Origin of the sequence: Microcystis sp. M53602_WE12 (assembly GCF_030065455.1) — a bacterium.
Classification (GTDB): domain Bacteria; phylum Cyanobacteriota; class Cyanobacteriia; order Cyanobacteriales; family Microcystaceae; genus Microcystis; species Microcystis aeruginosa.
This window is the reverse complement of record NZ_JASJFB010000197.1, coordinates 1-9508: the sequence shown is the minus strand read 5'-3', so window position 1 is coordinate 9508 and position 9508 is coordinate 1. Positions and strand designations below refer to the sequence as shown.

The window sequence follows — 9508 nt, the reverse complement described above, 5'->3', positions numbered from 1 at the left end:
GCTCGACGGTCAAGTAGAAATTCTCACTGGACTTGAACCGGGGGAGCGTTTCGTCGTCAATAGTAGTAAACCTTTGCAAAATGGTGAAAAAGTCCGCATCAGTATCCTGAGTAATCCTTGATGAGTCAGGGGTTGGCGGCTTTTCAGTGATCAGTGAACAGTAATCAGTAGGGTGTGGGGTGTGGGGTGTGGGGAAGGAAACCTCTTTCATCTGTGGGGGTGAAAATTTTTTCATCGGGACTGACTCCTAACTCCTGTCTCCTGTCTCCTAACTCCTGTCTCCTGTCTCCTGAAAGTTTTTAAATATTTTTCAACATCAGCAAAGAGCGAGTTTGAAAGCCGAGATTTTGGTAGAGATTGAGAGCATTGTCGTTATTGATGAAGACTTGTAAACCGAGGCGGGTTTGTCCGCGACTTTTTGCCCAATCCTTAGCTCGATCGATTAGTGCGCTGGCGATACCTTGGCGACGATGCTGGGGATCGACGTAAATTAGGAAAATATGACCATAGCGATCGCCTGTCACCTGATCGACGGCGCTCCCCATCCAGAGACAAGCGATCGCCGTTTGTTGTCCTTCGACGATCCACAGGGGAGTATCGAGGCAAAAAAACTGTCTGACTGTATCAGCTAGATGGGAGAGGTTTTTTTGTTCGGGAAAAAATTCTTGATAGCTGCGGGTGAGAAAATTAATTAGTAGATAGCGATCGCTCGGTTTTCCCAGTCGCAGCTGATAATCTTCGGGAAGGTTAGCCATGCCAAGGATAAGAGAAAATTATGCCCAGGGATGGCTCGATCGGAGCGGGTGCCGCTAAATCTGCCGGTAAAAAAATCCGGATGCCAGTGGCAACCAGAGCAACTAAAAACACGAAGATAGTCAGGAGCGGGGCGATATATTGCCGGAAAAAAGCCATAATTATTTGATCTCTAAACTGCTGTTCCTTCTATTTTAAGGATTGCCAGTGGAGATATCGGCAATTTTTTTAAAAAAATTCGCCCAAAAAAAAGTGATCGGCATACCGATCACTAGAAACCGACAACTAGACTATGGCTAAACACCGATTAAATCTAACGAAGGTGCAAATAGGCCGCCTCTGCTTCCAATTGACGCACTAGAGCCTCATTTCCCTGCGCTCTAGCTACTTCCAGTCGGTGTTGTAAATTTCTGCGGAGTGTTTCCCTATGGGCCACGGTGGCCTGTGTTAGGACTTGCTGACGATTTTTGTTCATGGTGGACAGACTTTTGAGCGACTTAACTTACCTTATATCTAAATCATAACATTCTCCTTGGGAAACTGTATCTTTAGCTACTGAATTTGGCGTTAAGATTTATTAAAGCTGTTGGCAACCATAGTGACAAGTCAATGACGGAACAGGCACTGATAACCCTTACTAGCGATTTTGGACTACAGGACGGTTATGTGGGCATTATCAAGGGAGTAATCGCGGGAATTGCCCCCCATGCTCGCACGATCGATCTGAATCATCAAATTTCGCCCCAAGACCTTTACGCTGGTCGTTTTATTCTCCTGAATGCCTATCAATACTTTCCCCAAGGCACTATTCATCTGGCAGTTATAGATCCGGGGGTAGGAAGCAAAAGACGCGGGGTAGGGATTCGTTTTGCCGGTGGTTATTTAGTTGGTCCAGATAATGGTTTATTTAGTGGCATTTTAAGCCAATCTCCCGCTATATCTGCCGTTAATCTCGATAATTCTTCCTATTGGCGCACCCCTAACCCTAGCACTACTTTTCACGGTCGTGATATTTTTGCTGCTGTGGCCGCTTATTTGGCCCGGGGAGTACCCCTAGAAATGTTAGGTGAGATTATTGATCCCGATAGCTTGCAACAATTAGCGATCGCTGTTCCGCAAATCGAGGAAGATAAAATCAGGGGTCAAATTCAATATATTGACATTTTCGGCAATTTAATCAGCAATATTCCCGATTATCTCCTAGAGGGAAAAAATTGGTCGGTGCGGTTGGGTCCAAAAATTATCCCCGCAAAAAACACCTACAGTGATGTTCCTTGGGGGGAAATAGTCGCTTTTATCGGTAGTCACGGGGGGTTAGAAATTGCCGTCAATAGTGGTAGCGCCCAAAAGCAATTACACCTAAATATTGGCGATGCGATCGAGGTTAGAATAGATGGGAGTCAGGAGTAAGAATTCAGGAGTCGGGTGATAGGGTGATAGGGATTTAGGGGTTTAGGGTGTTGAGGTGTTAGGGTTTTAGGGTTTTACTTGAAATTCCCCCACTACCCCACTACCCCACTACCTACTGATCACTGATCACTGATAACTGATATAGCTTTTTAATCAATTCTCATACTAATATCTAACCAAGTAGAACGGGTAACTGGGGCGCTAGTGGAAATATAATCTACTCCTGTTTCGGCAACGTTGCGAATGCGATCGAGGGTAATATTTCCCGATGCTTCTATTTTGGTTTTACTATTAAAATTGCGGATCATCTCCACAGCAGTTTGCATCATCTCTAAATCCATATTATCTAACATAATGATCTCTACCTGCTGCTGCAGGGCCTGATTCACTTCTTCTAATTGGCTGGTTTCTACCTCAATTGTGAGAGGATAGGGCATATTTTGCCGTACACGACGCACTGCTTCCTCAATGCTGCCCGCTGCTTGAATATGATTATCTTTAATCATAATTGCATCATCTAACCCCAAACGATGGTTAATAGCGCCACCGATACCAGAGGCATATTTTTCTAAAATTCGCAATCCCGGGGTAGTTTTGCGAGTATCCACCAATCTTGTCGATAAATCGGCAATTTTCTCCACATACTGACGAGTGGCACTAGCGATTCCACTCAAGCGCATGGCAAGATTTAAAGCGACTCTTTCCCCGATTAACAACGCATCGAAGGAACCTTCTATCTCGGCAATAACTTTAGACTTGGGGCAGAATTCCCCCTCGGCAACGGTGGGGGTAAAGTGAATAGTGGGGTTAAGCAGTTGAAAAACTCGTTCAGCTACGGGTAAACCAGCAATAACTCCCGCTTCCTTGGCAATCCAACTAGCTTGACCAATTTTAGCATGACCGAAGAAAATTGCTTGGGTGGTGCGATCGCCTCTACCGAGATCTTCTCGTAACCAGTTTTCTAACAAGGGATCAAGAACTAATAGGGGCGGTAACATAGAATTTATCGAAAAAATCGGGACGTATTTATTTTAAGTTTAGGAATGTTTGACCTGTTTGTAAACTTTCTTTAATTGAAACTTATCCCTTCATAGATTAACTCGATCGCACAGTGAAAATCGAGACTAGATAGAATAATTTCTTCCCCTTGACTATAAGCGCAGTAAAACCAAATTTTATCTTCACCGCGGCGATAAACCTCAACACTGATCGATTCGGCATCGACTAAAACGTATTCTTGTAAACTGGCAATCTGACGATAATATTGTAACTTTTTGGTGCGATCATAGTTTCCTGTGCTAGGGGAAAGCACTTCAATAATCACTTGTGGATGTTGAATAAAATTACGAGATTCTCTATCCCTAAAATCGCAACTAATCACCAAATCGGGATAAAAATAACGACTATTATTAGCCTGTACTTTCGCATCAGATACATTCACTCGACAGCCTCGCGGACGGAGATGAGAATATAAAGTTCTGTAAAAATTCAAGGTAATATCATTATGGGGCAGACTACCCCCAGTCATGGCGATAATTTCCCCATCAATGTATTCATGGCGACATTCCTGGGTAGCTTCCCATTCTAGATACTCTTCCGGGGTCATTCTTTCTGGGTATTGAGGTTGAGCGATCATTTTTCTTTTTCCTTGTCAACTAACTAAATTAATATCCCATTTCCTTTTTATGTTAGAACATTTTCTCGCCCGAAGATTTAAGAATAGTTATAATTAAGCGGTGACTGATTACCCTAATGATAAGATGGAGAGAGAAAGCATTATTGTCGCAGGTCGCTAAGATGACGAAAACAGTTGCCGATATCATGACTCCCAATCCCATCACCGTCACCGCTAACACTTCTCTGTCTGAAGCAGTGAAGATTTTGGCCGAAAAGCGGTTTAGTGGTTTACCCGTGGTGGATGACAATATACGACTGATTGGGGTTATCTCCGAAACTGACCTTATGTGGCAGGAAACGGGAGTAGAAGCTCCTCCTTACATTATGCTCCTCGATAGTGTCATCTATCTACAAAATCCTAGCCGTCACGAGAAATTACTCCATAAAGCTCTCGGTCAAACCGTGGGGGAAGTAATGACCGATAAACCTATTAGTATCACAGCCGATCGCCCTTTGAAAGAAGCGGCCTCGTTAATGTATGATCGTCATGTGCGTCGTTTACCGGTGATTGAGGAAGAAACCCACAAAGTAATTGGTATTATCACCCGCGGCGATATCATTCGCGATATGGCAAAATCGGAAGCATAATTGCTTTTCTAGGGCAAAAATTAACTAAAAGGTCTTGAACAAATGAATCAATCTCAGGAAACGGTTACTTATTCCCTAGAAACTATCTTGACGCGGATGGAGGGTAAAATCGATTCGTTACAAAAAGATGTGACGGATTTAAAGGTAGGACAAGCGGTGTTAACGGGAAAAGTTGAGGGAATAGAAAATCGACTAAACTCATTAGAAGGAAACCAAAAATATCAGGTTTGGGCATTAATTGTCCTCTTAGCTGGGGCAATTGTGAAAACTTTTTTTTTCCCTCGATCCCCCCTTAATCCCCCCTTAATAAGGGGGGCATCTGATAATTTTTAACGCCTACCTACTTAAATTCTTATTTCCCTGGCAATTTCTCTAAAAACTATCAGAATGAAGCGCCGTCAATTTTTCATTAATTCCGCTCTAACTGCTGTTAGTTTTTCCCTAATTCCTAGAAAAGTTGTTAGTAATAATTTTCCTCTAATTAAACCGCCACATCTACAACCGGGGGACGGAGTGGGTATTATTAGTCCGGCGGGGGCAACTTTTAAAGAAGATGATTTGAATATAGTTATTGAAGCAGTTAAAGCTTTAAAATTAGTCCCAAAAGTTGGTCAACACGCTTTAGATCGTTATGGTTATCTAGCCGGTAAAGATAGCGAGCGAGCCGCGGATATAAATCAATTTTTTGCCGATGATAATATTGCCTTAATTTTACCAATTCGCGGCGGTTGGGGAAGCGCTCGTTTATTACCTTATCTCGATTACGATTTAATTGGCCGTCATCCGAAAATTATCTGTGGTTTTAGTGATATAACTTCTTTATTATTAGCTATTTATGCCAAAACTGGTTTAGTTACTTTCCATGCTCCCAATGGCTTTTCTAGTTGGCGCACCGCTCAAACTGAAAGCTTTCGACAGGTTTTATTTTCTGGGGAAAAGTTGACTTTTAGAAATATTCCCGATCCCGATGATGCCAATCGTTTAATGCGGGTAAAAAATCGGATTCAAACTATTACTAAAGGTCAAGCAAAAGGTAAATTAATCGGTGGTAATTTAACCACTTTAGCCTCGATCGCAGGTTCTCCCTATCTACCAGATTTTACCAGTGCTATCCTATTTTTAGAAGATATTGGTGAAGATATTTATGAAATAGATCGCCTGTTAAATCAATTAAAATTAGCGGGAATTCTCGATAATTTAGCTGGGTTTATCTTCGGTCAATGTAGCAATTGTAGCGCCGATAGTGACTATGGTTCCCTGACTTTAGAAGAAGTGATCCGAGAATACATCCAACCCTTAAAAATTCCCGCTTGTTTAGGTTTGATGATCGGACATTTGGAGATTATCGAGACTCTAGCTATTGGTATTGCAGTAGAATTTGATGCTAATCGGGGAACAATTACTATGTTAGAATCGGCGGTTAGTAGGTAGATGTTAAAGCATCAAAAACTCTTCCAGCGTTGCCACTCAAAGACTTTTTCAGCAGCTCCTATATTAATTTTTGGGGTACTGATAAGTAGTTGGACAAAAGTAAAGTTAACTGTGGGGTAAGGAGTCAGTCCCGATGAAAAAATTTTCACCCCCACAGATGAAAGAGGTTTCTTTCCCTACACCCCACACCCCAGACCCTACACCCTCTTTCAAGTCAGAGGAATGTAGCGAAATATACGGAGCGCTCGAACCAATTTGTAATATATGTGGGCTATGAAATAGGATGATGCGAGCGTTGTCCATACTTGCATCGGGAGGGAACCGTGACGACTTTTCAGGCTTCGCTCAATTTACTGCCTTCTAGTTCTCCCGCTGCCAATTTTCGGACTGGAGAATGGACTTTTCCCACACTCTACTCCACTCTTGCTCCTGCTGCCCTAGCAGATTTAGTTTTTTCTCGTTACGAGATTGATGTACCGAAAAATTGTCAATTTTGGCATCGGGGTTTAAGTGATGTGTATCTCCTCGAAACCCTGACAACTCCCTACATCTTGCGAGTGTCTCACTGCCATTGGCGCAGCAAAATGGAAATAGACTTCGAGTTAGAATTATTAGATTATCTCGATCGCTCTCAGGTTCCCGTCGCTGCGCCAATTCGCACCAAAAACGGTGATTTATCCGTAGAAATTAAGGCTCCGGAAGGGAAACGTTACGCCGTCCTTTTTCCCTATGCTCCTGGAGGAATTGCTATTGGGGACATAGATATAGAACAAGCCTATCATTTAGGGGCGATCGTGGCTAATTTACATCGGGTGACAGCAGATTTTCAAACCCTAGCCTATCGTCATCCCCTCAACCTCAAATATCTTCTCGACGATTCCCTGCAAATTATCGCACCTTTTCTGCACCAACGACCGAGCGACCTAGACTGTGTTTTAGAAACCATTGGGGAAATAGAGGAAGAAACCGCTAAATTACCGACAGAATCTCCCTATTGGAGCATTTGTTGGGGCGATCCTCATAGTGGTAATGTGCATATCACCCCTGATAATCAGATGACCCTATTTGATTTCGATCAGTGCGGTTATGGTTGGCGAGTTTTTGATATCGCTAAATTTCTGCAAGTTTCCCTACAATCCGGCTTAAATCGCCAGGTTCGCCATGGTTTCATCCAAGGCTACGATGAAACAGTGCCTTTAACCGATGGTGAATTATCTTGTCTTCAGTATCTCACCCAAGCGGCCTATATTTGGTCTTGGTCAATTAGCTTAAATAACCTGCGTTTAACCGATTATAGTCGTCTGTGCGCCAATTATTTTAGCAGCCGTTTGGCCATTCTCAAACGTTTAAGAACCCAAGAATGGGAATTATTCTAAGCAGCCTTGATCCTGCTGGTGAGCAAATTTCCTGGGGGTAGGTTGTGGGGTGTGGGGTTTTACCCATTTTCAGGGAAAAATTACCTGAATTTTCCCCCTGATCACTCCAATGACCGGCACTTTTTGATAGCCAAAAAGCCTAAAAGTCTTATCCAAAAAGCCGGCCCCAACTAACCAAGATCAACTTTCTTGCTGGTCAATGGCCAAACGAGGGATCGATCCCTGTATGCTGGTAAGTATAGATAATCACTAGGTAAAGACTTTCTTCTCCATCTGCCAAAAGTGAAGCAAGCTTTACCGCTTTTGAATACTCTCTCACAGCCTTACAGACAGATGGTATTATGTCCAGAAGAAAGAAGAAGTTTCCCTGTGGTCACAAGGGTTATGGCCAAGTCTGCCATCATTGCGCTCAACTAGATGCCGCTTGGGAAGAAAGAAAACGTCAAAAAAATGCCTGGGAAGCCACTTTTTCCCAAGATCCGATCGATCTGCGGGAATTACCGAAAAATGTGGTACTTAAAGCTAGGGAAATCCTGCAAGGATTGCAAGATCACCGCAATTATCGAGATTTCCACGGTAAACGATTGCGACACGATCGCTTTATTATCAGTATCCCCGTTACCCGCAATTATCGCCTCATCTGTCGCGACCACGGCAATCTCCTCGTCCCAGAAGCGGTTATCTCTCACGAAGATTATAATGTTTGTAAACCGGGTAGGTGAAGCTAATCTTTAGTTCGCTTGGGAAGATTTATCGCTGTTTATATCTTCCCAATCCGGCAGCCAATTTTCAGCGAGAATCTCCTCCAGACTAGCTAATACTTCCACGGGGAAAATACTGGCATCTAATCTGGTTTCGTCAATCATCAGATTGCGAGCATCGAGATAACATTTTGCTAAAATTTCCCTTAAATAGGACTTTAAGCTGGGACTATCTTCTAAAAGATCAGCAATTTGTAGGCGAAAATTCCTGATTTCTTTTTTCCATGCTGCTTGGTTGTAATCTCGTTGGGATTGCCAGTAGGTTAACTTCAGTAAATGTTCTAGGAGTCGAGTTAAGAGACTCTTAAGCGCTCGTCGATTATTTTTCCCCAAATCTGCCAACTCCTCTAATAAATTCTGCCAATCTACCGCTTGAAAATCCCCCCGACGCAATTGGTTGATAGTGTTTTCTAACCAAAGTTGATAATCGCTATCGTAGAGATTGGGAATGGTAATATTCATCATTTTTTACTCCTTAATTTCACTGTTCAGAATCCTTGCTGATAGCTTCCCAATTAGGCAACCAATTTTCATCGAGAATCTCCTCTAGATTAGCTAACACTTCCAGAGGGAAAATACTGGCATCTAATTGGGTTATATCAATAATTATCTCCCGAGCATCGCTGTAACATTCCTCAAGTATCTCGGATAAATAGGGTTTGAGACTGGGACTATCTCTCAGTAATTTCTTGATTTGTTTCCGAAAGGTTCTAATTTCCCCTTTCCATGCTGCTTGATTATAATCTCGTTGGGATTGCCAGTAAGTTAACTTCAGTAAATGTTCTAGGAGTCGAGTTAATAAACTTTCTAATGCTCGTCGATTATTTTTTCCCAAATCTGCCAACTCCTCTAATAAATTCTGCCAATCTACCGCTTGAAAATCCCCGCAACGCAATTGGTTGATAGTGTTTTCTAACCAAAGTTGATAATCGCTATCGTAGAGATTTGGCCTGGTAATATTCATCATTTTTTACCCCTTAATTGCACTGTTCAGAATCCTTGCTGATAGCTTCCCAATCCGGCAGCCAATTTTGATCGAGAATCTCCTCGAGATTAGCTAACACTTCCAGAGGGAAAATACTGGCATCTAATTCGGTTTCGTCAATAAGCAGATTGCGAGCATCGAGATAACATTCCTGCAAAATTTCCCTTAAATAGGACTTTAAACTGGGACTATCTTTAAGAATTTTTTTGATCTGAATCCGAAAATTGCGAATTTCTTTTTTCCATCCAGCTTGATTATAATCCCGTTGGTATTGCCAGTAAGTTAACTTCAGTAAATGTTCTAGGAGTCGAGTTAATAAACTTTCTAATGCTCGTCGTTCACTTTTTCCCAAATCTGCCAACTCCTCTAATAAATTCTGCCAATCTACCGCTTGAAAATCCCCCCGACGCAATTGGTTGATAGTGTTTTCTAACCAAAGTTGATAATCGCTATCGTAGAGATTTGGGATGGTAATATTCATCATTTTAAGTAGCTGGTTATAATTAAATTAAAAATGGATTTTAGGT

Annotated in this window: 15 protein-coding genes and 1 pseudogene; 7 read left to right on the top strand and 9 right to left on the bottom strand. The window is 42.3% G+C overall.

Going from position 1 to position 9508, the window contains the following annotated elements; translation table 11 throughout:
• The 4 genes and pseudogenes from PX482_RS07455 to pirA form a co-directional block, all read right to left on the bottom strand.
• Nucleotides 1-235: pseudogene (locus tag PX482_RS07455) on the bottom strand (hypothetical protein); the annotation flags it as partial.
• Nucleotides 236-299: 64 nt separating this feature from the next.
• Nucleotides 300-755, bottom strand: coding sequence for a GNAT family N-acetyltransferase (locus PX482_RS07450; protein ID WP_288026578.1), 456 nt, complete (start codon nt 753-755; stop codon nt 300-302).
• On the bottom strand, nt 748-912 hold the full coding sequence (locus PX482_RS07445) for a DUF8624 family small hydrophobic protein (RefSeq protein WP_002760035.1): 165 nt from the start codon (nt 910-912) through the stop codon (nt 748-750). The genes PX482_RS07450 and PX482_RS07445 overlap by 8 nt, the downstream gene beginning before the upstream one ends.
• Nucleotides 913-1066: 154 nt before the next feature.
• Entirely contained in the window at nt 1067-1228 is a 162-nt protein-coding gene (gene pirA / locus PX482_RS07440; protein WP_002733724.1) for an arginine synthesis PII-interacting regulator PirA, read from the bottom strand.
• 134 nt (nt 1229-1362) lie between these two features.
• Here pirA and PX482_RS07435 point away from each other — a divergent pair, with 134 nt between their 5' ends.
• Nucleotides 1363-2163 carry an SAM hydrolase/SAM-dependent halogenase family protein gene (locus PX482_RS07435; RefSeq protein WP_288122260.1) on the top strand — a complete coding sequence of 267 codons (801 nt, stop codon included), beginning with the start codon at nt 1363-1365 and terminating at the stop codon, nt 2161-2163.
• Between the two features lie 149 nt (nt 2164-2312).
• Here PX482_RS07435 and nadC read toward each other — a convergent pair whose 3' ends face one another.
• Both nadC and PX482_RS07425 read right to left on the bottom strand, forming a co-directional pair.
• Nucleotides 2313-3161: a carboxylating nicotinate-nucleotide diphosphorylase gene (nadC, locus tag PX482_RS07430; RefSeq protein WP_002765455.1), complete on the bottom strand. Its 849-nt coding sequence runs from the start codon at nt 3159-3161 to the stop codon at nt 2313-2315.
• A 71-nt stretch (nt 3162-3232) separates the two neighbouring features.
• Nucleotides 3233-3799 carry a Uma2 family endonuclease gene (locus tag PX482_RS07425; RefSeq protein ID WP_002760032.1) on the bottom strand — a complete coding sequence of 189 codons (567 nt, stop codon included), beginning with the start codon at nt 3797-3799 and terminating at the stop codon, nt 3233-3235.
• Nucleotides 3800-3960: 161 nt separating this feature from the next.
• On the opposite strand from PX482_RS07425, the gene PX482_RS07420 reads away from it, so the two are divergent.
• From PX482_RS07420 to PX482_RS07395, 6 genes are all read left to right on the top strand, one after another.
• Entirely contained in the window at nt 3961-4428 is a 468-nt protein-coding gene (locus PX482_RS07420; protein ID WP_002765452.1) for a CBS domain-containing protein, read from the top strand.
• Nucleotides 4429-4470: 42 nt separating this feature from the next.
• Complete coding sequence (locus tag PX482_RS07415; RefSeq protein ID WP_002760030.1) at nt 4471-4761, top strand: hemolysin XhlA family protein; 291 nt, start codon at nt 4471-4473, stop codon at nt 4759-4761.
• Between the two features lie 54 nt (nt 4762-4815).
• A complete protein-coding gene (locus tag PX482_RS07410; RefSeq protein WP_288026582.1) occupies nt 4816-5859 on the top strand; it encodes a S66 peptidase family protein in 1044 nt (347 codons plus the stop codon).
• 133 nt (nt 5860-5992) lie between these two features.
• Nucleotides 5993-6136 carry a hypothetical protein gene (locus PX482_RS07405; RefSeq protein WP_192846056.1) on the top strand — a complete coding sequence of 48 codons (144 nt, stop codon included), beginning with the start codon at nt 5993-5995 and terminating at the stop codon, nt 6134-6136.
• Nucleotides 6137-6182: 46 nt separating this feature from the next.
• Nucleotides 6183-7235 carry a phosphotransferase enzyme family protein gene (locus PX482_RS07400; protein WP_288026585.1) on the top strand — a complete coding sequence of 351 codons (1053 nt, stop codon included), beginning with the start codon at nt 6183-6185 and terminating at the stop codon, nt 7233-7235.
• Nucleotides 7236-7576: 341 nt separating this feature from the next.
• Complete coding sequence (locus PX482_RS07395) at nt 7577-7957, top strand: DUF7682 family zinc-binding protein (RefSeq protein WP_002735921.1); 381 nt, start codon at nt 7577-7579, stop codon at nt 7955-7957.
• 9 nt (nt 7958-7966) lie between these two features.
• Here PX482_RS07395 and PX482_RS07390 read toward each other — a convergent pair whose 3' ends face one another.
• Genes PX482_RS07390 through PX482_RS07380 form a run of 3 tightly spaced genes read right to left on the bottom strand, consistent with a single transcriptional unit; the run spans nt 7967 to nt 9465 of the window.
• A complete protein-coding gene (locus PX482_RS07390) occupies nt 7967-8461 on the bottom strand; it encodes a DUF29 domain-containing protein (protein WP_002760027.1) in 495 nt (164 codons plus the stop codon).
• Nucleotides 8462-8477: 16 nt separating this feature from the next.
• Entirely contained in the window at nt 8478-8963 is a 486-nt protein-coding gene (locus PX482_RS07385; protein WP_288035217.1) for a DUF29 domain-containing protein, read from the bottom strand.
• Nucleotides 8964-8973: 10 nt separating this feature from the next.
• Entirely contained in the window at nt 8974-9465 is a 492-nt protein-coding gene (locus tag PX482_RS07380; RefSeq protein WP_288058494.1) for a DUF29 domain-containing protein, read from the bottom strand.
• Nucleotides 9466-9508 lie beyond the last annotated feature (43 nt).